The following is a 24,271-nucleotide window of genomic DNA, read 5'->3' as shown; positions in this document are numbered from 1 at the left end:
TGTGTGGATTAAGCAATTAGAAGTGGTGTCATTTGGGAAATGGCATCAAAAAACGATCGATTTAACAAGTGGATTTAATTATTTATACGGTAATAACGAGTCAGGTAAATCATCACTACGATCATTTATCACGTATATCTTATTTGGATTATCAGCTTCTGAGCGTGAACAATATACGTCATTATTGGATGGGCAACTAGGTGGTCGGCTCATTTTAACAGATGGAGTAGATGAATACACGATTGAGCGATTTTCTCATCGTAATCGAGGTAAGAGAGTAGGATATTTAGCTGGAGAAGTCGTTCAGGATAAAGAAGTCGAGCGATTATTGGATCATGTGGATCATTATATCTATCAAGCCATTTTCTCCTTCCAGGATCGTGATCTTGAAGCCATTCGACATCAACAGTCAGATGACATTGGGAAAGTATTATTCAATTTAGGTTTAACAGGCTCTGAAGATATTGTTGAGATTGAACAAGGCTTAACGAAAGAGAGCGATAAACTGTTCAAGAAACAAGGTCGTAAACCTCCTATTAACCAAGCTTTGCAGCAATTAAAAGCTATCAATGAAGAAATTGAGAAAGCACAAATAAAAGAACAAGAACACGCTACACTTTATCAAGAAGCCAAACAATTGGAATTAGATATCCAAGCATTAAAAGATGAAGATGAACAGTTGAATCAACAAATCAAAGATAATCAACAATTGCTTCAAGTTTCTTCTTCCATTGATCGTGTTCAATTACTGGATCAGGAAATGGCATCATTGCTCAATCATTCACATTTGTCCCAAGATGTCATTGATCGATATGAGGATGTTAAAGCGAAACGTCAAACCTATGATGACCGCGCTCGAGCGATTATGGCTAAGATGAGTGAAGCGAAAGAAGAACGTAATCGGCTAATGGCTCAATCAAAAAAAGCCCATTTTCCATTCACACTTGATGAAATACAAGCGTGGACGGTGGAATGGGAATATAAGAAACAGCAGTATGATGATTTATCTAGTCAAATTCAATCAAAACGCGCACAATTACAAAAGCTGAATTTGCCAGTTGATGAATCTGAATTAAGATCATTATCTGTAAGTGATTATACGAAACAAACATGGTCACGAATTGCTTATGACTTACATGCGAATGCAGAAAAATTAAGTGACTTAGAACGTCGTAAACGAATTAAATTAGATGAATTGAGATCATTAGAATCTAAGCAGCAAGATAATCAAAAGAGATTACTGACAGAAGAGGAACGTGCTACGAACTCACGAAAACTTGAGCATGTTAACCAACAGATTTTTATTGGTCAAACTGGTGCCTCACGTGGTAGCTCTTCACGTAACCGTCAAACTTCTTTAAAACAGACATCATTTATGGTAGGTAAATGGTTGGCGCTTGCTTTAGCGATTGGGTTTGTATTAACTGGTGTCATGGGTTGGATGAATGTTTTTAGTTATATGTATGCTGGCATCAGTGGGGTAGCAGTTTATGTCCTGCACATTCGACTGCAGCGAAGCAATGATCAACAGGTAAGTCATTCAGGTAACTCAGAAGAAGAGGTATATTTAGAACAAGAAAAAAGCGAAATAGAACGTATCATAGCGAATGATGATCAGCTTATCAATGATAATCGCGACCTTCAAACCAAAATCGATTACGTGAACAGTGAATTACGTGAAGTTGAAAGTGGACGATTGTCGATTGAAGAAATCATTGATGATCTTGAATTCAAACAAAACCAAGAAATTAATCAACATCCTTGGTTAGAACGCTATGAACTCGAACAATGGGAAGATATCGCCCAACAATTGATTAATGCTAAACATATATTGAGTGATATCGATCAATTAGTTGAATCACAACGAACGACCGAATCTTCACTAGACTATATCAAGGAACAAATGCAACGCTTTTTATCTTATTATGTGAATGATTTGAATTGGCGCGACGACCAAGCTGGCTTATCATTAGTGCGTGAATATTTAAATCAAGAACGTGATATAACAAATCAAATAGATCAGCATCATCATTGGTTAGAAGAATTAGAGAAGCAATTACAAGAGTTAAAAGACGAATATGCCCCATATGAACAAGCAATGGAGGATATGTTGTCGGAAATTGATGTAGAAAATGAATCGGAGTTAGAAGATGTCATTCAGGCGTTTGCCACTTATCAAGAGAAAGACCAGAAGAGGACGGAAGCATATAAAGCTGTTAAACAATTATTCGGTGACAGTACAGAAGAGGTGATTGCTCAGTCTTATAACTGGGATCACTTACAAGAGGTGCTTCAGAACAATCGACATCGAAAAGAGACAGGAGAGGCACAGTTAGAGGAAAAACGACAACGCCTAGCTGATTGTACGGCACACATTAGACAAATAGAAGAAGATGGTCGATTATCTGATCTTATTCATGAACGATCGAAAATTGAAGATGAAATTAAAACATTGTCAAAACAATGGGCAGCTTTAAAAGTAGCTAAAGGACTTATTCAAGACACAAAGTCAAAGTATCAATACGATTACTTACCTCATGTATTGACTCAAACCTCTCAATTGTTTAATAAATTGACTCAAGGAATCTATCAAACCGTTCGATTTTCCCAAGAGGAATCTTTAATGGTACAGCGATATGATGATGTATGGTTTGATGTGAGGCAATTGTCAGACGGGACTGCTGATCAACTCTATGTTGCTTTAAGGTTCGCTTTAAATGAGTCTTTAAGAGATACCAAAGCATTTCCGTTTATATTGGATGATGCGTTTGTCCATTTTGATCATGAACGCAAACAAGAAATGATGAGGATCCTATCCCAGCAAGCAAAGAAACAACAAATTATTTATTTTTCATTTGAAGAGGGACCATCATCTACACCTTATCATGTGATACATTTAAATTAGCGAAGAAGATAATAGTTTAATAAAAGGAGTGCGATGATATGACACAAGGCGTAGCTAATCGAGAAGTTGGAGATCAATTTGAAGGTTACTTATTAATTAAATCCGTTGATAAAGGAGTAGCGAGTAATGGTAAGCCCTTTTTAACGATTGTGTTTCGGGACTTAAGTGGTGAAATCGAGGCTAAATTGTGGGAAGCGGCGAAAGAAGACGAAGAAATGTTTCTTGCGGAATCAATCGTTCATGTGCAAGGTGAAATTCGTCAATTTCGCGGCAAGCATCAATTGAATATACGCCAAATTCGTCTGGCTAATGAGATGGATGGTGTTAAAGTAGAAGACTTTATCGAGAAAGCACCTGTCGATTTGGAAGAAATGAAAGATTATTTAACACAAACCATCTTTGCGTTGGAAAACCCTAATATTCAACGGATCGTCAGACAGATTTTGAAAAAGTATAACGACGATGTGTTTGTTTACCCAGCTGCAACAAAGAATCATCACGAATATGCTTCTGGACTGATGCACCATGTTATTAGCATGCTTAAAATCGCTCAATCACTCAAGACGCTCTATCCTAATTTAAATATGGATTTATTGTATGCGGGTATTATTTTACACGATATCGGTAAAGTCAAAGAGCTATCTTCACCAGCTTCACCATCTTATACACTTGAAGGTAAAATGCTTGGTCATATTTCAATGATGGTCGAAGAAATTAAAGTGACGGCTCAAGAATTAGGGATCGAAGGTGAAGAAGTGATGCTACTACAACATCTCGTTTTAAGCCATCACGGTAAAAATGAATGGGGAAGCCCGAAAACGCCGATTGTTCGTGAAGCTGAAATATTGCACCAAATTGATATGATTGATGCTAAGATGAACATGATGAATCGGGCACTTGAAAAAGTGGAACCTGGTGAATTTACTGACCGTATTTTTCCAATGGAGAACCGTCAATTTTACAAGCCAACAATTTAGGTATATAAAAAGTTCCGAAACAGCTTTTAGACATGTTTCGGAACTTTTCTGTGTTAACTATATTATTCGTCTTCACTTTCGTTTTCTGAATCAAAGATATGGTCTAAGTCATCGTCTTGTATGGACACATCAGCTTCATTCATCACGTCATCAATAATTGAATTGAGTTCATCTTGTGAGACTTGAGAAGCTAATAATGACTCTCGAATTTGACTTTCCATGTTTTCGAAAGAATCTAATTCCACATCAGCTTCACGTTTGTCCTCAACTAAAATTACGTGCCAACCATGCTGTGTTTCGACAGGCTCACTAATTTCCCCGACATCTAGTGAGAAGGCTGCGCGTTCAAATGGTAATACCATGTCACCGCCAGTGAAATAGCCAAGATCACCACCTGAGCTAGCAGAACCGTCAGTTGAGTACTCTTCAGCAAGAGCAGTGAATTCTTGACCATCTTCATATTTTTGAATGACTTCTTCTGCAGTGCTTTTGTCCTCAACTAAAATGTGGCGCGCTTTTACTTCTTGTTGCATATTTTCATAACGCATGCGCACATCTTCATCTGAAACATCTAGGTCATCCGTTGCTGCTTTGAATTCAAGTTGACTCATATAAAAGTCGTTACGAAAATCTTCTTCATTTTCATAACCTTGTTGGGCTAAGAATTGTTCGAATTGAGGCCCTAATTGTGATTTAAATTCTTCTATATCTTGGTCAACTTCTTCTTGAGACACGTCATATTGCGATTCAAGAACCATTTCTTTCGTAATTTGCTCTAATACTTCCTCGCCGTGACGTTCTTTCAGTTCATTATAGAACTCGTCCTTTGTGATATCACCTGATTCAGATTCTACAACTACTTCCTCCTCTGATTGACAGGCAGTAATAAATAAAATACTTGCAAAGAGTAGTACGATCAGTTTTTTCAACTCTGATTCCCCCATTTTTCTATATGTACAATCATAACTATACCATAAATATTTTAAAGTGGCATTAATCAAGTTGACACATGCCTATTCGCTTGAGCTTTCACAACCATACAATAAGATAGATATGGATTAGGGGGTGAAAAAATGAGTTATGGAAAAGATTATTACAGCGGATTTTCTCTAATTGTTGTGCTGTTCATTTTACTCATCATTGTGGGCGCCGCTTGGTTCTAGAAACTCATAAAAAAGGTTGATCTTCATTTGAAGATCAACCTTTTTTTATAGAAAATTCACTTCATAGTAAGATGAGATGAGTAAGACAAGCATTGAAATGTTAATCATACGATAAACTTTAACGCTTTTTTCGTTAGACATCTCAGATTTTGTACAGAATTTCTGGGTCATCGTATTAAATGCATAAAAAATAAACAACGCAAATGGTACATAAAACAGTAGCAATGTTTCCCCTCCTAATGACTTACGATCATACTACGCTTGTGGAGACTGAACGAGAATATCATAATTGTGTTTTGACTTTTCTACAATACATTGTTTTGGTGCTCTAATAAAGAATGATAACATTAACCAATCTGTAAGGGAAATACCCAGATGAATCGCAGTAAATACAATCAAGATTGGATAAAATGTCGGTAATACGATTGCGCCAGCTAACAATGGTAGTGTCAGCACAATGGTAGGTGCTAACATCATAATAATGGACGTGCGTTTCGATAAACTTGAACGCATCTTAAATTTTAACATTGGTATATAGCGGTATTTAAAATACCATTTTAACGTAAATTCCTTACTCGTAAAGGTAAGTGGAAAAGCGTGAGCTAATTTATGCAAAATAGGTAATGTTAATAGCCCTAACAAAACTTGCCAAAGTGCGGGTTCATGTAACGACACATTATGGTGAATAATCGAAAATGGAACAAATAGGACTATAAATGACATAATACTGAAAAAAACCGATAAGATTTTCAGTCGATTATGGCCGAATTCTTTTGAAATGTTGATCGTTTTCCAACAAGTCATGATAGGGCCTCCTTTATCTTTGAATTTAGGCGTTGCGTAGCCTTGTAACGACTATTACAAGGGTGATAATACGCCTTACAAAGAAAAAATTCAACCCTTTTGACAAAAAAATTACACCTTCTTAATATTCCGCTTTAATACTTGCGATGGAGCGGTCTAAAATGTCTAGATATTCCTCGCCATAAATCTCTTTCACAATAGCTTCTAACTCTTGGAATTCGGGAAATCTACCATATAAATCTTTTAAAGGTAGTGAAGCTTGCATAACGGTGTTTTTATCTGTTCCTTGAGCATGGGCTTCCATCGTTTCTTCAAAAAGACGTTTGCCGGACTCTGTTAACTCAATATACGTATTTCGTTTATCTTCTTCACGTTTTGAAAATGTGAGGAGCTCACGTTCTTCAAGTTTTTTGGAAAAATTAAAAGCTGTAGACACATGCATAATCCCAAATTTAGATATTTCCGATATGCTTGCGCCATCTAAATGATAACAGATCCATAGTATATGATGTTCGTTTAAGTTTAAGTCGAATGGCTTCACCCAGTTTTGCCAATCTTTTTCGATTTGCTTCCAAACAGCCTTCGTTAACTGTGCCATTTTGTGTGAATAAAGAATAGCTTCTTGTAATGAATAATTTTGTTCACTCACGACAACGACCCCTTTTTATTGGTATTAAAGTATATCTTTATAGTTTACCCGAAATGACTCATGGAGTAACGCTATTTAATGATAAAGTTCAATTTAAGACTTCAGTGTGTATGACTTGAGTTTTGTTATAGTTTAACATAATATAAAGAAAACGAGTTGTAGGAATTTTTTAACATCCAACAACTCGCTTTAGTAATTATTAGTATTCTTTATGTAAGTCGTTAAAAACATCTTCTAGTGCATCGTGAAATTTTAAAGCTTCTTGTAACTTAAGATTTGTTTGTTTATCTTTTTCTGATTTTTTACAGAATTGTTTCTCAATCTGTTCTAGATTAGCTTTTTGTTTGGCAATGGCTTCTAACCAGCGATTAACATAAGCGTTCATGAACTTCTCATAGAGATCCTTTTCAGCCTGGTATAAGTCTTTTCGGACACCTTTCTTCCAAACACGTTCTACTAGATTGAAGTTTAGTAAGGTGTGAATGGCATTGCTCATAGCAGTCTTGCTTTTTCCTAGAGCATTTTTCATATCATCCAACGTCATCGGTTCTTCACTTAAGTAGAGAATAACAAATAATTGTGATTCTGTTGTGTTTAACGAAAACATCTCTAACGTTTTCGAAAACTCGCTAATCATATTGTAATGAAAAGCTTCAAGGTCTTCGTCCCTTTCTTTTGATTGCATACCAAAGAGCCTCCTTAGGACATCTAATTTCAATCTACACTACTTTCGTACAAAAACAAACCAGGAAAATTGATAGTATTTGCTAGTATAAGAGAGAAAAAACTAGTATTTCGTCTGATAAGTTTGTTCAGTTTTAACTTTACGGAATAAATAGAGCTATGTCGCTCTATGTCCAAGTTGAGTTTTTTTGTCGAAAGTAATATAGTTAGAAGAGTGATTGTTACAAAGTGATTACAACATAAGTTATATGATTAAAGTGATTGAGGAAGAGAGAGGTGTAAACCAGTGCCGATTAAAGTCGAAAATTTATCGAAGATTTTCGGTAAGAGAACAAAAGAGGCAACAAAATTGTTAGACGAAGGTTACTCCAAAGAAGAGGTCCTCGATAAAACCGGTTGTACTGTCGGTGTTAACCGAGCAACTTTTGAGGTAGAAGAAGGAGAAGTCTTCGTAATCATGGGTCTTTCAGGTAGTGGTAAGTCGACATTAGTACGACTTTTAAACCGCTTGATTGAACCGACAGAAGGTAGCGTTGAAATCGACGGACAAAATCTAGCTACCATGAATAAAGAAGATTTACGTGAAATCCGTCGTACGAAAATGAGTATGGTATTCCAACGTTTTGCGTTATTCCCATTCAGATCTGTGCGTGAAAACGCAGAATTTGGCCTTGAAATTCAAGGTATGGATAAAGAAGAACGTTCTAAAAAAGCTGAGGAAGCACTTGAACTCGTTGGTCTAGGCGGTTATGTTGAACAGTTGCCAAGCCAATTATCAGGTGGTATGCAGCAACGTGTAGGTCTTGCGCGTGCTTTAGCGAATGATCCAGAAGTTCTTCTAATGGATGAGGCATTCTCAGCATTAGACCCACTTATTCGTAAAGATATGCAAGATGAGCTACTAGATCTACAAGAAAAAATGCAGAAAACGATTGTCTTTATTACACACGACTTAGACGAAGCGTTACGTATTGGTGATCGTATTGCATTAATGAAAGACGGTTCGATTGTTCAAATTGGTTCTCCAGAAGAAATTCTGACTAACCCAGCGAACGATTACGTTGAGAAGTTCGTAGAAGACGTCGACCGTTCAAAAGTTTTAACAGCAGAACATATTATGAAACGTCCTGAGACTGTTGACTATGATAAACATGGTCCACGTGTTGCGCTAGAAAGAATGCGTGAACAAGGGCTTTCATCGATCTTTGTAACAGACCGTTCTCGTAATCTTAAAGGTTATGTAACAGCGGATGAAGCACGTCAAGCACGTGAAGATGGTGTTCAGAAACTTAGTGAAATTATGAAAACTGAGGTTCCATCTGTCGATAAAGAAACACAAATTAATGAGATTTTTAATATTATTCACGATTCACCCGTACCAGTCGCCGTGACAGAAGACGGAAAACTTCGCGGTATTATCGTACGTGGTGCTGTAATCGCAGCATTAGCTGATGGAAATGAGGTGGACGCAGACGATGCTTGATAATATACCACAAATACCAGTAGCAAAATGGATAGACCTTGGAGTAGACAAAATTACAGATTGGTTTTCATTTATTTTCGACCCTGTTCAAGAAGGGTTTGGGTGGTTGCTTGATACATCTGCTGAATATCTAAGCATGGTACCACCGATTATAATTATTATTCTTATTGCACTTATTGCCTTTTTCTTATCAGGCAAGAAGTTTGGTTTAGCAGCATTTTCAATTGTTGGTTTGATTTTTATTCATAACCAAGAACTTTGGGAGCAACTTATGTATACCTTCACATTAGTCTTCTATGCCAGTTTAATTTCTGTCATAGTTGGTATTCCTTTCGGGATTCTAATGTCGAAGAGTAACATAGCTCAAAATATAATTACACCGGTACTTGACTTCATGCAGACAATGCCGGCATTCGTTTACTTAATTCCGGCCGTTGCCTTCTTTGGTATCGGAATGGTTCCAGGTGTGTTTGCATCATTCGTATTCGCAACACCACCTGTTGTTCGTTTTACAAACTTAGGTATCCGCCAAGTTTCAGACGAATTAGTAGAGGCTTCAGACGCTTTCGGTACAACTGGAAGTCAGAAGCTCTTTAAAGTTGAATTACCAATGGCGAAAACAACGATTATGGCTGGTGTGAACCAGACTGTGATGTTATCACTATCAATGGTTGTTATCGCTTCGATGATCGGTGCGCCAGGCTTAGGCCGTGACGTACTATCTGCACTGCAACGTGCTGAAGCAGGAACAGGATTCGTTGCCGGTTTCGGTATCGTAATCCTTGCGATTATCATCGATCGCTTTACCCAAAGCTTAAATAAGGGTAAATAAATTAAGGAAGCTCTTCTCTCCTGTAATGGGAGAGGAGTTCCAATATATTATATTAAGGTAAAGGGGAGTTGTTTTAACATGTTAAAAGGAACATGGAAAAGCTTAGGCCTTGTAGCTATGCTTGCGTTAATCATGGTGATTGCCGCTTGTGGTAGTAGCGATGAAGGTTCTGGCTCAGATTCAGAAGGAAATGGTGAAGACACAGAACAATCAGAAGATAGCGGCTCAGATTCAGAAGGTTCAAGTGAATCTGGCGACATCACTCACGAAGGTGAAATTGAGCTAGTTTACGTTGAGTGGGCAACAGAGATTGCATCAACTCACGTAATTGGTAAAGTATTAGAAGATCTAGGTTATGATGTTACATTAACTCCACTAGATAACGCTGTTATGTGGCAGTCAGTTGCAAGTGGAGACGCTGATGGTATGGTAGCTGCTTGGTTACCAAATACTCACGGTAATCTTTACGAAGAGCATTCAGATTCAATGGTAGAACTTGGCCCTAACTTTGAAGGTGCTAAAATTGGTGCTGTTGTACCTGAATATGTGGAAGCAGACTCATTAGAAAACCTAGGTGAGTATGGTGATGAGTTTAATGAAACATTCACTGGTATCGAACCAGGTGCTGGTGTTGTACAAGCTACAGAAGATGCAGTGGAAACTTATGAAGGCTTAGATGGCTGGTCAGTCCAAACTTCTTCTTCTGGTGCAATGGCTACATCATTACAAGAAGCATATGAAAACGAAGAGCCAATTGTTGTAACAGGTTGGTCTCCACACTGGAAATTCGCAGAAATGGATCTTAAATATCTAGAAGATCCTGAAGGCGTTTATGGTGATGCTGAAACAATCGAAACAATGGTTCGTGAAGGCCTAGAAGAAGATATGCCGGGTGCTTACCAAGTACTTGACAACTTCAAATGGGGCGAAGAGAAGTTCAACTCAGTTATGTCTGAGATTCAAGCAGGAACTAGCCCTGAAGATGCAGCGGCTAACTTCGTTGAAAACAACCAAGACCTAGTTGACGAATGGACAACAATGGAGTAATTTACTCACAATAAAGGAGACTCTAACATACATGAACTTTAAAAAGGGAATGTTAATGTTAGTAGCATCCCTGGTCCTCACGCTTGTTGCGTGTGGATCAGATGATGCTTCTAGCGACGATAATTCTAATGAAGATGTCAATTACAGTGAAGAAGTAGAGCATACCATTATCGGGATTGAACCTGGTGCTGGTATTACGGTGACAACAGAAAAAGCAATTGAAGAATATGATAGCTTATCAGGCTGGAATTTAGAAGCGTCATCAACAGCTGCAATGATTACAGAATTAGAAGAGGCAATCAATGCAGAGGAACCAATCGTTGTTACTGGTTGGAATCCGCATTGGATGTTTGCTCAATTTCCAGATATGAAGTATTTAGAAGATCCTAAAGGGGTTTACGGTGAAGCTGAAAACATCGTAACTCTAGCACGTCAAGGATTGGAAAGTGATCATCCAGAAGCATTTAAATTGATCGATCAATTTAAGTGGTCAGTTGAAGATATGGAGCAAATTATGTATGACGCAAACCAGAATGATGAAGAAATCAGTACTGTTGCTGAAAAGTGGATAGAAGACAATGAAGATAAAGTATCTGAATGGACAGATGGCGTTGGTGAAGGTGATGGTTCGACTATTACCCTTGCATCAACACCATGGGATTCAGAACGTGCTTCTTCAAGTGTTTTAAAAATTGTTCTTGAGCAACAAGGGTTCGAAGTTGATGTAACACCTGTAGATCCTTCAATTGTGTTTGAATCAGTTGCGAACGGTGATGCTGATGCAACAGCAGCAGCTTGGTTGCCATTCACGCATGCTGATTTCTACGAAAGTGTTAAAGATGATGTAGTCAATTTAGGTCCGAACTTAGAAGGTGCTAAAATCGGTCTTGTCGTTCCGAGTTATATGGATATAGATTCTATTGAAGATTTGGAAGCAGCTGAATAATTGGATGACATTAGAATGATTGATATTTTGCTCTCTCTAACTTCGGTTAGGGAGAGTTTTTTATGAAAGGCTCTGTTTAAGTTCAGTGTTGAATTTCAAATGATGTAGCACTGAGTTGTTGAATTGTGAGGAGCGAAGGTGGTGACTCCTGGTCGACTAAAAGCGGTCACGTCCTGCGCCTGCGAGTACTCGGCGCAGAATAGTCGAAGAAGCTTATGAAATCAGCTTTTGTGACCAACGTCGACATTAGGCCATCCGGGCCGTCACAGGAATAGCACGAGTCTCGAGACCCCGCAGGCCACGCTTTTAGGCCGAGCGATGCACCTGCGTCTTCTAGCAAAGCTTCGAAGTAGGCTTCCTCGGTGCAAGTAACAAAGAAGCTTATTCGATGAAGTTGCCTGGCTCGAGCCGTGCCCCTGCATAGAAAACACTGTGAAAAACGAACGTAGTGAGGTTGAACAGATGTTGCACTTGTGCCCTGTGGGTAAAAGCGTCCACCGAAAGCGGATCACAATATCAACAACGGACTTTAATAGAGCGTAATGAAAAATGATTTAACTGAGCATTAATTAAAAACCTGCTCACCAAATAGCGAGCAGGTTAACAATCATGTCTGATTAGCATTTTGTTCTTTCATCTTTTCCTCTAATTCTTTAATACCTTCTTCGATCTGACGAAGGTGTTCTTGAAGATTTTCTTGATGCGGTTCAACTGTTGATTTCCAGCTTTCGACGGATGTTTTAATATCTTGAGATAGGTCTTTAAGAAGTTCTGCACCTTCTTTAGATGTCTGTGTTAGTTGTTCTTTAAGGTCAATTCCATTTTCCTTCAATTCCTGTGTGATTTCACGTAACCGTTCACTTTGCTCTTTGACACGTAAGCGCATATCACTGCCTGAGGAAGGTGTTGTTAATAGAGAGACAGATGCTCCAATCAATCCTCCTGTAAATACACCTAAAATTAATGACTTACTGTTTGGCATTGCGATTTCTCCTTTCGTCATCTACTGCTATTATATATGATATTCCCTGTCTACTTGCGCAATAATCTCTCTTATATCTCGTTTGAAATGGATTGTGCAATGTTTTGAAGTTGTTCTGGCGTGTAGTCATCACCGTGTGTCTGCCATTTAGATTTAAATCCGTCTGATTCATCGTAGCGTGGAATTAAATGAAGATGAACATGGAAAACACTTTGATCAGCAAATGAACCATTGTTATTAAGCATATTTAAGCCTTGTGGATTGAAGGCTGAACGGATTCCTCGAGCAATTTTAGGAACCGCTTTAAACAATTTAGCCGCTGTATCTTCATCTAAATCAAAGACATCTTCACAGTGTTTCTTTGGGATGACGAGTGTGTGTCCCTCTGTTACTTGGCTAATGTCTAAAAAAGCGTATACATCATCGTCTTCATAAATTTTGGCAGATGGAATCTCACCATCGAGAATTTTACAAAAAATGCAATCTGACATGGTCATCCTCCTAAGAAATATTCTTTCTTTTATTGTAACGTAAACATGTGTCGAATGTAAGAATAAACCGTCTAAACTAGTGAATTGTCTTAAAATTTTGGTATGATAGGGAAAGAGTTAGAGAAAAGAGGGATGGTATGAGTGATTTATTACAGATTGATGGACTTGTAGGTGGATATACGCAACAAAATGTATTACACGATATTTCGTTTTCGGTTAAACAAGGTGAAGTAGTTGGTTTAATCGGATTAAACGGAGCAGGTAAAAGTACAACAATAAAACATATAATCGGTTTAATGAATCCGAAACAAGGTTCGGTCACGATTAATGGTAAGCAAATGAAAGAAGATTTAGAAGCCTATCGTCAGGAATTTGCTTATATTCCAGAAATGCCGATGCTTTATGAAGAATTAACGTTAGAAGAACATTTGCGTTTAACGGCAATGGCTTACGGTTTAGATGAGGAAACATATGAGAGTCGCACTGAGTGGTTGTTAAAAGAATTTCATTTAGATAAAAAACGAAAATGGTTCCCTGTTCATTTCTCAAAAGGGATGCGCCAAAAAGTGATGATTATGTGTGCATTTTTAGTGGAACCATCACTTTATATTGTGGACGAGCCGTTTGTTGGTTTAGATCCATTAGCGATTCAGTCTTATTTAGATACGATGGAAGAGATGAAAGGACGCGGAGCAGGCGTACTTATGTCTACGCATATTCTGGCAACAGCTGAGAAGTACTGCGACCGATTTGTTATTATTCACCATGGTAAGATTAGAGCTTATGGTACATTAGATGAATTAAGAACTGAATTCAACATGCCCGGATCAAGTTTAGATGATATTTATGTGCAATTAACAAAGGACGATGCTTAATATGGATACCAATCAATTATGGAAAGAGCGGTTTCAGTCTCATATCAAAATGGTCAGCCGTTATATGCGATTAATTTTTAATGATCATCTAGCGTTTGCGATGATTTTCTTCGTCGCTGCCTTCGCATACTTTTACCAGGCATGGTTAGAAACAGTACCCGATACGTTTCCGGTTGAATGGGTTGTTGTTGGGATAGTCGGGGCATTATTAACTTACAGTCCAGTGCGAACATTTTTTAAAGAAGCTGATACAGTTTTTCTATTACCAGTTGAAAACAAACTGAAACCTTATGTCAGAAATGCGGTCATCTATAGTTTTGTCATGCAAAGCTATTGGATTGCGATTGCGTTATTTGCCTTAACGCCATTGTATTTGCAGATTTATGATCATGTCAGTGCGAGCTATATCTTGGTGATGATCGTTTTTGCGTTAGTGGTGAAAGTGGGCAACTTGTTTGCTACTTGGTTTATGCAAAAAACGCGAGATATGCGATATCATTATTTTGATATGGCGATAAGATTAATTATTAATGCATTTATTATGTATTTCTTAGCAATAGGCGTGCCGTATTATGCGTTAATAGGAGCACTTTTAATCGTAGGTGTTTGTTTTCTAAACTACCATAATCTTTATAAAGGGTTTACGCTGCCTTGGGATCGATTAATTGATCAAGAAGATGCGAAATTGCAATTTTTCTATCGGATTGCAAATATGTCGACAGACGTACCAGATTTAAAACGGAAACCAAAGAAGCGTCACGGTTTAGTTCGACTGATTACTGGTCGCATGCCGATTAGCCGAAAAGAAACGTTCAAGTATTTATATGCGATTACATTTATCCGAAGTGGTGATTATTTCGGAATGTATCTGAGGTTGGTCGCTTTAGCGTTGTTTTTCGTGTTTTGGGTGCCAGCATTTTGGGGCAAAATGTTGTTTGCGGTATTATTCTTGTTCATGTCAGGTTTTCAGTTTATCGCGATTTACAATCATCACAGGACAGTGGAGTGGTTGAGATTGTACCCAGTTGCGGTTGATGTGCGGCGTAAAGCAGTTCATCAGTTGATTTTAGTTATTATGGTTGTGCAAGTTGTGATTACGACGATCGGATTTGTGTGGGCTAGTGATTGGGTAAATGCACTTATTTATTTAAGTATTGCTGCAGCGTTTACCGTACTGTTCGAGGCCTTTTATGTGCGTGGACGAATTCGAGCGTTTAAGGGATAAAGTAATGAAGAGCATGTCCCAATGGGGATGTGCTTTTTTTATAGTAAATTTTAAAAAATACCAAACGATTTCTGAATTTCATCGTCTAATACTTAGAAAGAGGTTGAAAAGGGGGAAGTAGGGCTTGCGTGATCGAACAGAAGATGAACAGTTTATTGCCGTGGTGCAAGCATATCGTCAAGATTTATACCGAACAGCTTATGCTTTTTTGAAATCTGAAGAATCGGCACTTGAGGCACTGCAAGAAGTGACCTATCGAGCTTATAAAAAACGTAAACAAATTCGCCAGTCTAACTATACTAAAACATGGCTGATTCGTGTGATGATCAATTATTGCCAAGATGTTTTGAGGAAACAGACTAGAAAACCGACAATGGCCTATTATGATGAAATGACAGATGGATCAAAAGACTTCTCCGAGACGTTGTTGTTAGACTGGGCAATTCAAGAACTGCGTGAAGATGAGCAAACCTTAATTTTCTTAAAATACTTTCACGGATATACATATGAAGAATTAGCTAAACATTATGAGGTAGCTGAGGGTACACTGAAATCCCGAATCCATGTTTGTTTAGATAAATTAAGAGAGTTGTTAAATGAGAAGAAAGGGGGACGTCATGATGGCTGATCTCGAAAAAAAGTTAAATGATTGGGCAAATGAAACCGTAGAAGAATGGCCTTCAGATGAACGATTAAATCGGTCAATTGCAGATGGGTTGAAAATAAAAAAGAAACGTCATCAACGCCTAAAGCGAACGTGGCGTTCTACTATAGTAGCTGCAGTTATGATGTTTATGTTTGTGATTGGTGTTAATACATCACCTGTTTTTGCTGAACAAGTCTCTAAAGTGCCAGGTTTCGAACATTTAGTTGAGTTAGTTAAATGGGATAAAGGTCGACAAGCAGCTTTATCAGAAGGTTATTATGAAGAAATAGATCGATCAGTTGATTATGGAGACGTGACATTAACGATTGATGGAGTCATTCGTGATCAATATGGTATGGTTGTTTACCATACAATTGAAACAGAGGAGCCAATAGAAAGGTTGAATTTTTCGGATGTATCCATTAAACGTCAAAATGGCGAGGGTTTACCAGTAAGTTCCCTTGGTTTTGGTATGCCTTCTCAAAGCGAGACGAATTCGTATACGCATGAAACGGAGATATTTTTTAACGAACCAGTTAAGGATACAAAATTTGTGATAGAAGGCAAGGTCAAAGGGCGAGGATTGAATAAATCATTTATGATCTCATTCGAAGCAGAGAATAAAGCTGAACCAGTTCACTATGACGTCGATCAACCTTTTCAAGTTGGAAGCGAACAGTATCGAATTTCGGAAGTGATCGTGAATCCTCTTCGCACAGAAGTAAAAGTAGAGGTTCCTGAAAACCCTGAATGGGCGCTATTAAATTTCGAAGACCTTCGACTAATTAATGAGGAAGGTGAAGTGTGGGCAAGTATTCGAAATGGTGTGACTGGAACTGGCAGTTGGCGATCAAATGAATATGACGTTTTTTCTGTATTTTTGCAAAGCCATTATTTTGAACCGAATGATTCTCTGACATTATTATTTAATGAGTTGCAAGCTGTACCTATTGAAAATTCATATATTAAATTGGATTTAGCAAATGAGGAAATTTTGCACGATCCATTAGGTCAATTTGAGGCTGTAGAGAGATCGGGGAATGGTTTTAGAATGACAATCAAGGATCCTGAAGAACGATTTGGTTTTGGTCCATTCGGCCAGGTTCATGCTGAGAATGGTGATAAGATTGATAGTTCAGGGCAGTATATGCGTATGGAAGAAGAAAAACGAATACTTGGGAAAAAATTAGATCAAAATGTGTCAGCAGATATGAATCCAATCAAAGTTGAATTAAACTATTACCCGAATTGGATTCAAGAATCAACACGAATTGAGCTTAAATAAGAGGAGAAAAGCTTCCGAGTGGTTCTAAGGGGTTCCGTTTTCTTGGAGAAAATTGCAAAACACATGAATAAACACAACATTTTTTAAAGCATAAAACACAAACATTAACATCATTGACCTGATAGGGTTTTATACCTATCAGGTCTTTATTTAGCACCCTTTTTCACATTGTATTTTTAGGTTTTTTTCAAAACTAAAATTTTTTAGTAAGTATATATTGGTTAAAAATAGGCTGTGATTTCGGGTGTGAATTACCATGTGATTTTAATAGTTTTTATGAAGTTTAATGTAAGGAGTCACTACTGATTTCCCATATTTTTCTACATAAACATTAAAAATGTGGTAAGGTTAAATTATTAGTTATTCAACTAACGGGGCAGGGTAGTTGAATAAGGGTAGCAATAACAGGGACGTTAGTTTATTAAGGTATTTACATGCTAAAAGAACTTAGAAAATTAAAATGTACCGTATAGGGTAAACACTTTGAAAAAAGGATGGCTTTATGTGTAACGGGTTCCGTTATGAGGTGCAAAACAGGATAATTTACGTATGATATAGCATGTGAAGTTGAAGAAATGAATGAAGACATACAACAAATTATTGACGAGTTGTTAAGAGAACACGAAGATGAAATTGAAATACTAAGCCTCAGTTTAATTAAGGGGGCGATTATTAAAAAGGAAGTAGATACAATGAAAAAGAAAGTAATTTTTTCCTCTGTAATAATTGTTACATTGGTTTTAACGACATTGGGAGTTATTAAATACATAGATTTCAACAAAACTTGGGCAGTAGAATCATTTAATTTAAATGATAACGATTTTCCCCTTAAAGAGGAAAAAGCAATTAGAATTGCCGAACGATACACAGAGGGGTACTTAAGAACAAAGTTTAGTAGTGGGGTTGATGAATCCCTTTGGGACCCAGTTCCGGGTATTAAATGGTCTAATGATGAACATGAAGATATCGATGTAGTTCAAGATGAAGGGAACTATTTTAAAATTGAATTTCGTCATAGAGGAGACTTCTGTAAACAATTATTTATTAATATTGAAAAGGAGTCTGGTAATATTCTTAAAAAGGAAAGTGGCGATAGTGGTTCTAAAGCTTGTGAATAAGAAATCAAACTATAGCTCAGGCAATATAGTTTTTCTTATTTCATTAACGGGGGTGTTATTTGAAGAAGAAGCATCGCTATTAGTATTATTTAAAAATATAAATCATATTACAAAAGAGGTGCGAAAAGCATCTCTTTTTTGTTGTTATTTTTGGTCTATTTTATACATAAATCAAAGTGAAAAAACCGCTGTGATTTAGTTTGTGAATTAAACTTTTCTCCAAAGTAACGGAACCCCTTAGACTGAGTCGGAAGCTTTTCTCTTGTGCAATAAAGTAATAAGATTAATACCTCTATTTATGAAATAAGTCTGCTTACTTTTGAAATAACTGCACTCTTTTTTGAGATAAGTTGAGCATTAATGAAATAACTCGTTTGAGTTATTTCATTAATGGAGAGAATAATGAGATTAATAGGACTTTTGCCCATTAATGCGTTCATATGCTGATGTTCACAAAGTAGGACAGGAGTGTTAAAATCATTTGGGTTATCATAGAGAAAGAAGGGACAGCATCATGGTCGGACAGAAAAAGAAATCTGAACTATCCATAGTCGAACAAATTTTATACATTATAGTCGGATCCGTTATTGTTGCGTTTGCCTATAATGGTTTCTTATTACCGAATTACGTTGCAGCAGGTGGCGTTAGTGGTATTAGTACATTACTTGAAGCGCTATTCGGACTTGAGCCTGCCTATGTTATTTGGGGTATTAATATCCCGCTTTTATTCGTTGCTTACTATTTCCTTGGTAAAGGCTCTGCATTTCGTTCATTGACAGGATCTATTGCTTTACCATTTTTCGTTTATCTATCTCGAAATATGGCACCGTTTGTGGATGATCCGTTATTAGCGGCTCTTTTCGGTGGATTAGGTGTCGGCGTTGGTTTAGGGATTGTCTTTTTAGGCGATGCATCAACTGGCGGGACAGCCTTGGGTGCACAGCTCATTAATAAGTACACGAACTTATCGCTTGGTGCAAGTATTGCTATGATTGATGGCTTGATTGTCTTGTCTGCGATTATCGTATTTGATATCGAACTTGGTTTGTATGCTTTAATGGGCGTATACGTCACCAGTAAGGCGATTGACCTGGTTCAAACTGGCTTTAATAAAACGAAAACAACGCTCATTATTTCGAATGAATATGTTGATGTTCAAGAAGCAATCTATACACGAGTGGACCGCGGCGTTACGCGTTTGGCAGCACAAGGTGGTTTTACAGAGGTGGAACGCCCTGTCTTAATGTGTGTCGTTAATCAATCAGAAATGGCTATGCTAAAACGAGCGGTGAAAGATGTCGATCCTGAAGCGTTTGTCATCGTAACGGACTCAGCGGAAGTATTGGGTCGCGGATTTTATGATCCCGCTTAATTTGATTGTATTAATGTATGAGTCGAACGCTAATATTTCATCATAAATTATGAATGTGATAAGATTAGTCTTGAACTTATTTATATTTTTCGAGGGAGCGTTATACGATGCAAAAGAACGCTGGATTAGCAGCTGTTTTATCATTTTTATTTTCAGGTTTAGGTCAAGTTTATAATGGTGAAATCGGAAAAGGCGTCATCTTCATGGTGGCTTATGCGATTTCTGCTTTATTGATATTTGTTATCATTGGCTTTATTACAACGCCAATCATCTGGATTTGGGGCATGATCGATGCACACAAATCAGCCGAACGGATTAATCGTCGGTACGAATCAGAACAACGTATTTCATAATTTTAAAGTATAGTTAATCAGGCGGCTCATCTTGTGGGTCGTCTTTTTTATGTAATAGAAATTTGTTTGATCGTAATATGATTGAATGGAGTGGCTTGAATTTTAATTGAGTCTGTTTATGAATAATTGTGCGAATATCCAATTAAATGAGCGAGATTTAAAATAAAAGTGTGCTTGATCGATTAATTGTGCGAGTATTGAGATATAAGAGCGATTTCTCGAATAAAAGGGCGACTTCTCGAATAATAGAGCGGTATCAAAAATAAAAGAGCGACATTCAGCAATAAACGATCGAATAAAAAACGCCTAGCTTTTTATTAGCTAGGCGTTCATCTTTATGCTTGGTGATCTTCTTGATAGCGTTTGACGCCGTGGACGAGTGCTTTAGCAGCAGTTGGTAAAGCGCGTTCGTCAAAGTTGAATTTCGGATGGTGGTGCGGATAATCATGGCCTTCGATATTCGCTCCTGTAAAGAAGAAGGCGCCTGGGCGTTCTTCTAAGTAATAAGCGAAGTCTTCGCCACCCATCACGGGATCGACCGCTTCAGATTCAGTGACGCCAGGAATATCCGTTGCATCGTCAATATAATATGATGCTTCATTTTCGTGGTTCACAACTGGTGGGTAGCCTTTCACGTAATCGAGCTCATAGCTAGCCCCGAAGCTTGTAGCGATTCCGTCTAAAATATTGTGCATCTCTTGAATGATATCGTCTTGTACCGATTTATCCAAAATACGGACAGTTCCAGTTAGAGACGTCGTATCAGGAATGACGTTAAATGCATTACCGCCTTCAATTTTACCAATACTTAAGACAGCAGGTTGAAGCGGATTAATGCGACGACTAACAATTTGTTGTAATTCTACTATTGCTTGGCCTGCCATTGCGACGGGATCTTTGGTTTGGTGTGGCATTGCGCCGTGGCCACCTTTACCTTGGAATGTGACTGTAAATCGATCAGCCCCAGCCATAAATGCTCCATATGTCGCTTCGATTTTGTTCAGCTTACTTGTTGCCCATAAATGGGTGCCAAATACAGCATCAACACCTTCTAGTGCACCATCGTCAATCATTGGCTTAGCACCACCTGGAGCGAATTCTTCAGCAGGTTGGTGTAAAAAGACGAGTGTACCAGGGATTTCATCTTGGAATTCGAGTGCCGCTTCAGCAACTGCAAGTAATGAAGCTGTGTGGCCGTCATGTCCACATGCGTGCATCACGCCGTCGACTGTTGATTTATAAGGGACTTCATTTTCCTCATGTATTGGTAAGGCGTCGAAATCAGCGCGTAGTGCCACTGTTTTACCTGGTTTGCCGCCTTCTAATGTCGCGACTAAACCATAACCTCCAATATTGTCTTGATAAGGTATACCTAACTGGTCATAACGATTTTTAATAAATTGAGCTGTTTCTTTTTCTTCAAATGACAACTCAGGATGTTGGTGAAGGTAACGACGATCTTCTACCATTTGGTCGTACATTTGATCAAGTTTTTCGTAAAATTGTTCCCACATATCATTAGCTCCCTTCTCTCTGAACGTTAAAGCTATTATAACAGATTTTTCGTGACACGTAATAAGTTTTTAGCATGAAAAAAGGCAACTCCCTTATAAAAGGAAGTTGCCTTTGATTCCAACACGACTTATTTGAAACTTGGATCATCTAAAAGACGTTGAATGTCTTCTTTATGCTTTGTTTCATCTGAAATCATATCTTCTAATTTAACAGCTAATTCAGTGTAGCCGAGTTGATCAGCTTGCTTCTTGCGTTCTTCATAGCGGTCGATCGTATCTTTCTCAGCAGCTAATGCATCTTCCAACATTGGTTTAACATCTTCATATCGTTTAACTTCAGCTGGGGATGTGGTTGGGTCACCACCTAGAATTTTAATTTTCTCTGATAAGTATAAAGCGTGACCTGCTTCATCCTGAACCTCAGCTTCGAAAAACGGTTTTAAAACTTCACGGTATAAACCAGATACAACTGCTGCATTGTAAGTATAACGAATCATCGCACCATATTCTTCTGCTAAGTCTTTGTTTAAACCATCAATTAACTTTTGTACATCTTGTTCCATTATTGATCACCCTTCCTTTGTGAGTATCTATAATTACAATACCCGAATAATATTTTGATTAAACAAGCTAGTAAAAACCTGAACGTAAATCTTTTGTCGAAATTCGTCCACTATAATATAATAGTGAAGGGTTTTCCTAACCGAACAGAATGATAATTGAGGTGGCATTATGGCCGTTATAAATAAATTAAACCAATTCCTTGGTAAATGGCGTTACCTGGTTTATAGTGTGGTTGTTTTAGTGTTGTTAAGTTTGATTGGTTATTTGGCCATTGTGCTAGGAGGTCGATTTGTTGTAGATGAAGAACATTTCGTTTTCGATGAATCGACGGTCTTAACAACCGAAAACGGAGAAGACATTATAAAATTATATGATGAAAATAGAACCTATGTCCCGCTGGATACGATGCCTGATCATGTGACTGAGGCCTTTTTAGCAATTGAAGATCACCGTTTCTATGATCATAATGGTGTTGATTTTTGGGCAGTAGGTCGTGCTGTTTGGCGTGACATAGCAACCATGAGTAAAGCAGAAGGTGCGAGCACAATCACGCAACAGCTTGTTAAAAATGTGTCCCTTACGAATGACCAGACTTGGATGCGTAAGACAAAAGAAGTCATGGGTGCGATTTATCTCGAACGACAACGGACAAAAGATGAAATATTAGAGTACTACTTAAATGAAATCTATTTCGGTAATGGCATTCATGGGATTGAAGAAGCGGCTCAAGCCTTTTATTCGAAATCTGTATCAGAATTAACCTTATCAGAGGGGGCAACACTTGCTGCGATGCCTAAAGCGCCGAATTATTACGATCCTAGTGAACATCCAGAGCGTGTCGAAGAACGTCGGGACATTGTACTGAGTCAAATGGAGAATCATGGTATGCTTCAAGCAGAAGAAATGCGGCAAGCGCAAGGTCGTACGCTCGGTCTTGATTTAGGTGATACGGAATCAAAACCTGCCACTAATAGTTATGTTGATCTCGTTCTGGACGAATTAGAACATGATTATCATTTGTCACGGGATGAAATATATACAGGTGGATATGAGATTACAGTTGGATTAGATCCTAGCATGCAAGAAACCGTGCATAGCCGCATGCAACAAGAGGACTATTTTCAGGGTTCTACTGATCAGGTAGAAGGTGCGACTGTTTTAGTCGATCAAACTAATGCTGTGATTCGAGCGGCTGTAGGTGGACGTGACCGTGAACAGGGTGATTTAAATCGTGTGCAAGTGAGGCGACAACCTGGTTCGACGTTTAAACCACTTGCTGTTTACGGGCCAGCTTTAGAAGAGAGTTTATACCATCCCTATAGCTTAATTCCTGATGAACAGAGAGATTATGATGGTTATAGTCCTGAAAATGTGGATGGTCAATATGCTGGTGAAGTAACAATTTACGATGCATTAGTTCAATCGAAGAACGCACCAGCTGTGGCATTGTTAGATGAGCTTGGTATAAGTCAAGGATTATCTTATCTCGAAGACATTGGCTATTCAATTGAAAATAACGGCTTATCTGTTGCGCTTGGTGGATTAGAAGAAGGGTTAACACCAATTGAATTGGCAGGCTTATATCGAAGTTTTGCCAATGAAGGGAGATATATAGAGCCTTACAACATTCTAGAAGTTAAGAATCGTTATGGCGAAATTATGGAGTCGCCAGATCGAAACAGCCAACAATTATTCTCACCACAGACGTCATGGAATCTAACGAGAATGCTTGAAGCTGTCGTGGAAGATGGGACGGCTAGTGGTGGTCAGTTTAACAAAGATTTAGCTGGTAAGACGGGCTCTACCCAACATCCACATGTGTCTGGTGGTGTAAAAGATGCCTGGTTTGTCGGATTTAATCCTGATTATGCCGTGGCCAGTTGGATTGGTTATGATGTCAGTAATGAAGAAAATTACTTAACAGCTGGAAGTCAGCTTGCTGTGTCATTGGTTGATGGCGTGATGTCTGACTTGGACCAATCGCATAACCTGACAGCATCATTTACGGTGCCTGAAGGTGTAGATGATTTAGAAGGCCCCATTCGACTGCCTCAAATTGATGACTTAGAAGCAAGTGTGTCACTTGGATTTTTGAGTGGTGTAGATGTCCAATTAATTTGGACTCATAACGATGACCGGGTGCGTTTTGATGTATATCGCGTAACAGGAGATCAGGTTGAAAAGATAGGTTCAGTCACTGGGGAAAATACCTATCAAGTCAATGATACCCAAATGTTTAACAATCCGTCATATTACGTGGTACCTGTGAACCCTTTAAACGGTTCAGAAGGCGAGCCGTCTAACCGTGATCAAGCGTTCTAGATCAGAGTGAGGCAAATTGATGACAATTCAGTGC

At 38.2% G+C, this 24,271-nt stretch carries 24 protein-coding genes; 15 read left to right on the top strand and 9 right to left on the bottom strand.

What is annotated here, in order from left to right:
- Position 1: 1 nt before the first annotated feature.
- Both FHR85_RS10035 and yhaM read left to right on the top strand, forming a co-directional pair.
- Entirely contained in the window at positions 2-2,905 is a 2,904-nt protein-coding gene (locus FHR85_RS10035) for an AAA family ATPase (RefSeq protein ID WP_167262796.1), read from the top strand.
- Positions 2,906-2,943: 38 nt separating this feature from the next.
- On the top strand, positions 2,944-3,882 hold the full coding sequence (gene yhaM, locus FHR85_RS10030; protein WP_167262794.1) for a 3'-5' exoribonuclease YhaM: 939 nt from the start codon (positions 2,944-2,946) through the stop codon (positions 3,880-3,882).
- A gap of 62 nt (positions 3,883-3,944) precedes the next feature.
- Here the strand turns inward: yhaM and FHR85_RS10025 are convergent, their stop codons facing one another.
- Positions 3,945-4,811: a peptidylprolyl isomerase gene (locus FHR85_RS10025; protein WP_167262792.1), complete on the bottom strand. Its 867-nt coding sequence runs from the start codon at positions 4,809-4,811 to the stop codon at positions 3,945-3,947.
- Between the two features lie 144 nt (positions 4,812-4,955).
- Between FHR85_RS10025 and FHR85_RS10020 the strand changes: the two genes are divergently transcribed.
- Positions 4,956-5,045 carry a YjcZ family sporulation protein gene (locus tag FHR85_RS10020; protein ID WP_167262790.1) on the top strand — a complete coding sequence of 30 codons (90 nt, stop codon included), beginning with the start codon at positions 4,956-4,958 and terminating at the stop codon, positions 5,043-5,045.
- A 45-nt stretch (positions 5,046-5,090) separates the two neighbouring features.
- Here FHR85_RS10020 and FHR85_RS10015 read toward each other — a convergent pair whose 3' ends face one another.
- The 4 genes from FHR85_RS10015 to FHR85_RS10000 form a co-directional block, all read right to left on the bottom strand.
- Positions 5,091-5,270: a hypothetical protein gene (locus tag FHR85_RS10015; protein WP_167262788.1), complete on the bottom strand. Its 180-nt coding sequence runs from the start codon at positions 5,268-5,270 to the stop codon at positions 5,091-5,093.
- 30 nt (positions 5,271-5,300) lie between these two features.
- The gene (locus FHR85_RS10010; RefSeq protein WP_167262786.1) at positions 5,301-5,849 is read right to left on the bottom strand and encodes a DUF3267 domain-containing protein; all 549 of its coding nucleotides are present in this window, start codon (positions 5,847-5,849) and stop codon (positions 5,301-5,303) included.
- Positions 5,850-5,970: 121 nt separating this feature from the next.
- A complete protein-coding gene (locus tag FHR85_RS10005) occupies positions 5,971-6,498 on the bottom strand; it encodes an HTH-type transcriptional regulator Hpr (RefSeq protein ID WP_167262784.1) in 528 nt (175 codons plus the stop codon).
- Positions 6,499-6,697: 199 nt separating this feature from the next.
- The gene (locus tag FHR85_RS10000) at positions 6,698-7,183 is read right to left on the bottom strand and encodes a GbsR/MarR family transcriptional regulator (RefSeq protein WP_243864221.1); all 486 of its coding nucleotides are present in this window, start codon (positions 7,181-7,183) and stop codon (positions 6,698-6,700) included.
- A gap of 285 nt (positions 7,184-7,468) precedes the next feature.
- Here FHR85_RS10000 and FHR85_RS09995 point away from each other — a divergent pair, with 285 nt between their 5' ends.
- From FHR85_RS09995 to FHR85_RS09980, 4 genes are all read left to right on the top strand, one after another.
- The gene (locus FHR85_RS09995) at positions 7,469-8,665 is read left to right on the top strand and encodes a betaine/proline/choline family ABC transporter ATP-binding protein (protein ID WP_167262782.1); all 1,197 of its coding nucleotides are present in this window, start codon (positions 7,469-7,471) and stop codon (positions 8,663-8,665) included.
- Complete coding sequence (locus FHR85_RS09990) at positions 8,658-9,497, top strand: ABC transporter permease (RefSeq protein ID WP_167262780.1); 840 nt, start codon at positions 8,658-8,660, stop codon at positions 9,495-9,497. The genes FHR85_RS09995 and FHR85_RS09990 overlap by 8 nt, the downstream gene beginning before the upstream one ends.
- A gap of 78 nt (positions 9,498-9,575) precedes the next feature.
- Complete coding sequence (locus tag FHR85_RS09985; RefSeq protein ID WP_167262777.1) at positions 9,576-10,544, top strand: glycine betaine ABC transporter substrate-binding protein; 969 nt, start codon at positions 9,576-9,578, stop codon at positions 10,542-10,544.
- 31 nt (positions 10,545-10,575) lie between these two features.
- Positions 10,576-11,490 (top strand): glycine betaine ABC transporter substrate-binding protein, encoded by a 915-nt coding sequence (locus FHR85_RS09980; protein ID WP_167262776.1) that lies wholly within the window; start codon positions 10,576-10,578, stop codon positions 11,488-11,490.
- 607 nt (positions 11,491-12,097) lie between these two features.
- Here the strand turns inward: FHR85_RS09980 and FHR85_RS09975 are convergent.
- Together FHR85_RS09975 and FHR85_RS09970 are read right to left on the bottom strand one after the other, a co-directional pair.
- Positions 12,098-12,472: a YtxH domain-containing protein gene (locus FHR85_RS09975; RefSeq protein WP_167262774.1), complete on the bottom strand. Its 375-nt coding sequence runs from the start codon at positions 12,470-12,472 to the stop codon at positions 12,098-12,100.
- A 71-nt stretch (positions 12,473-12,543) separates the two neighbouring features.
- Complete coding sequence (locus tag FHR85_RS09970; protein WP_167262772.1) at positions 12,544-12,963, bottom strand: HIT family protein; 420 nt, start codon at positions 12,961-12,963, stop codon at positions 12,544-12,546.
- A 137-nt stretch (positions 12,964-13,100) separates the two neighbouring features.
- Here FHR85_RS09970 and FHR85_RS09965 point away from each other — a divergent pair, with 137 nt between their 5' ends.
- From FHR85_RS09965 to FHR85_RS09935, 7 genes are all read left to right on the top strand, one after another.
- A complete protein-coding gene (locus tag FHR85_RS09965; protein ID WP_167262770.1) occupies positions 13,101-13,838 on the top strand; it encodes an ABC transporter ATP-binding protein in 738 nt (245 codons plus the stop codon).
- Between the two features lies 1 nt (position 13,839).
- A complete protein-coding gene (locus FHR85_RS09960) occupies positions 13,840-15,063 on the top strand; it encodes an ABC transporter permease (protein ID WP_167262768.1) in 1,224 nt (407 codons plus the stop codon).
- A gap of 124 nt (positions 15,064-15,187) precedes the next feature.
- Positions 15,188-15,691, top strand: coding sequence for an RNA polymerase sigma factor (locus FHR85_RS09955; RefSeq protein WP_167262766.1), 504 nt, complete (start codon positions 15,188-15,190; stop codon positions 15,689-15,691).
- Positions 15,684-16,994, top strand: a complete 1,311-nt coding sequence (locus tag FHR85_RS09950) for a DUF4179 domain-containing protein (RefSeq protein WP_167262764.1) — start codon at positions 15,684-15,686, stop codon at positions 16,992-16,994. The genes FHR85_RS09955 and FHR85_RS09950 overlap by 8 nt, the downstream gene beginning before the upstream one ends.
- A 575-nt stretch (positions 16,995-17,569) precedes the next feature.
- Positions 17,570-18,112: a hypothetical protein gene (locus FHR85_RS09945; RefSeq protein WP_167262762.1), complete on the top strand. Its 543-nt coding sequence runs from the start codon at positions 17,570-17,572 to the stop codon at positions 18,110-18,112.
- A gap of 514 nt (positions 18,113-18,626) precedes the next feature.
- A complete protein-coding gene (locus FHR85_RS09940) occupies positions 18,627-19,484 on the top strand; it encodes a YitT family protein (protein WP_167262760.1) in 858 nt (285 codons plus the stop codon).
- A 107-nt stretch (positions 19,485-19,591) separates the two neighbouring features.
- Positions 19,592-19,837, top strand: a complete 246-nt coding sequence (locus tag FHR85_RS09935) for a TM2 domain-containing protein (protein WP_167262758.1) — start codon at positions 19,592-19,594, stop codon at positions 19,835-19,837.
- Between the two features lie 335 nt (positions 19,838-20,172).
- On the opposite strand, the gene FHR85_RS09930 is transcribed toward FHR85_RS09935, so the two are convergent.
- Both FHR85_RS09930 and FHR85_RS09925 read right to left on the bottom strand, forming a co-directional pair.
- Positions 20,173-21,351 carry a M20 metallopeptidase family protein gene (locus FHR85_RS09930; protein ID WP_167262756.1) on the bottom strand — a complete coding sequence of 393 codons (1,179 nt, stop codon included), beginning with the start codon at positions 21,349-21,351 and terminating at the stop codon, positions 20,173-20,175.
- 128 nt (positions 21,352-21,479) lie between these two features.
- Positions 21,480-21,914 carry a ferritin-like domain-containing protein gene (locus FHR85_RS09925; protein WP_167262754.1) on the bottom strand — a complete coding sequence of 145 codons (435 nt, stop codon included), beginning with the start codon at positions 21,912-21,914 and terminating at the stop codon, positions 21,480-21,482.
- A gap of 169 nt (positions 21,915-22,083) precedes the next feature.
- Between FHR85_RS09925 and FHR85_RS09920 the strand changes: the two genes are divergently transcribed.
- The gene (locus tag FHR85_RS09920; protein ID WP_167262753.1) at positions 22,084-24,237 is read left to right on the top strand and encodes a transglycosylase domain-containing protein; all 2,154 of its coding nucleotides are present in this window, start codon (positions 22,084-22,086) and stop codon (positions 24,235-24,237) included.
- The last annotated feature ends 34 nt before the right edge of the window (positions 24,238-24,271 follow it).

The sequence above is a fragment of the Alkalibacillus almallahensis genome, from assembly GCF_011761495.1.
Classification (GTDB): Bacteria; Bacillota; Bacilli; order Bacillales; family Alkalibacillaceae; genus Alkalibacillus; species Alkalibacillus almallahensis.
Note: the sequence above shows the minus strand (reverse complement) of the source record. Positions and strands in the feature narration are given on the sequence as shown.

Bases quoted from the DNA above. Each gene is read 5' to 3' on its own strand.
- yhaM (WP_167262794.1), top strand. From the start codon at position 2,944: ATGACACAAGGCGTAGCTAATCGAGAAGTTGGAGATCAATTTGAAGGT.
- FHR85_RS10020 (WP_167262790.1), top strand. From the start codon at position 4,956: ATGAGTTATGGAAAAGATTATTACAGCGGATTTTCTCTAATTGTTGTG.
- FHR85_RS10010 (WP_167262786.1), bottom strand. From the start codon at position 5,849: ATGACTTGTTGGAAAACGATCAACATTTCAAAAGAATTCGGCCATAAT.
- FHR85_RS10000 (WP_243864221.1), bottom strand. From the start codon at position 7,183: ATGCAATCAAAAGAAAGGGACGAAGACCTTGAAGCTTTTCATTACAAT.
- FHR85_RS09990 (WP_167262780.1), top strand. From the start codon at position 8,658: ATGCTTGATAATATACCACAAATACCAGTAGCAAAATGGATAGACCTT.
- FHR85_RS09985 (WP_167262777.1), top strand. From the start codon at position 9,576: ATGTTAAAAGGAACATGGAAAAGCTTAGGCCTTGTAGCTATGCTTGCG.
- FHR85_RS09980 (WP_167262776.1), top strand. From the start codon at position 10,576: ATGAACTTTAAAAAGGGAATGTTAATGTTAGTAGCATCCCTGGTCCTC.
- FHR85_RS09975 (WP_167262774.1), bottom strand. From the start codon at position 12,472: ATGCCAAACAGTAAGTCATTAATTTTAGGTGTATTTACAGGAGGATTG.
- FHR85_RS09970 (WP_167262772.1), bottom strand. From the start codon at position 12,963: ATGTCAGATTGCATTTTTTGTAAAATTCTCGATGGTGAGATTCCATCT.
- FHR85_RS09965 (WP_167262770.1), top strand. From the start codon at position 13,101: ATGAGTGATTTATTACAGATTGATGGACTTGTAGGTGGATATACGCAA.
- FHR85_RS09960 (WP_167262768.1), top strand. From the start codon at position 13,840: ATGGATACCAATCAATTATGGAAAGAGCGGTTTCAGTCTCATATCAAA.
- FHR85_RS09950 (WP_167262764.1), top strand. From the start codon at position 15,684: ATGGCTGATCTCGAAAAAAAGTTAAATGATTGGGCAAATGAAACCGTA.
- FHR85_RS09945 (WP_167262762.1), top strand. From the start codon at position 17,570: ATGAATGAAGACATACAACAAATTATTGACGAGTTGTTAAGAGAACAC.
- FHR85_RS09940 (WP_167262760.1), top strand. From the start codon at position 18,627: ATGGTCGGACAGAAAAAGAAATCTGAACTATCCATAGTCGAACAAATT.
- FHR85_RS09935 (WP_167262758.1), top strand. From the start codon at position 19,592: ATGCAAAAGAACGCTGGATTAGCAGCTGTTTTATCATTTTTATTTTCA.
- FHR85_RS09930 (WP_167262756.1), bottom strand. From the start codon at position 21,351: ATGTGGGAACAATTTTACGAAAAACTTGATCAAATGTACGACCAAATG.
- FHR85_RS09925 (WP_167262754.1), bottom strand. From the start codon at position 21,914: ATGGAACAAGATGTACAAAAGTTAATTGATGGTTTAAACAAAGACTTA.
- FHR85_RS09920 (WP_167262753.1), top strand. From the start codon at position 22,084: ATGGCCGTTATAAATAAATTAAACCAATTCCTTGGTAAATGGCGTTAC.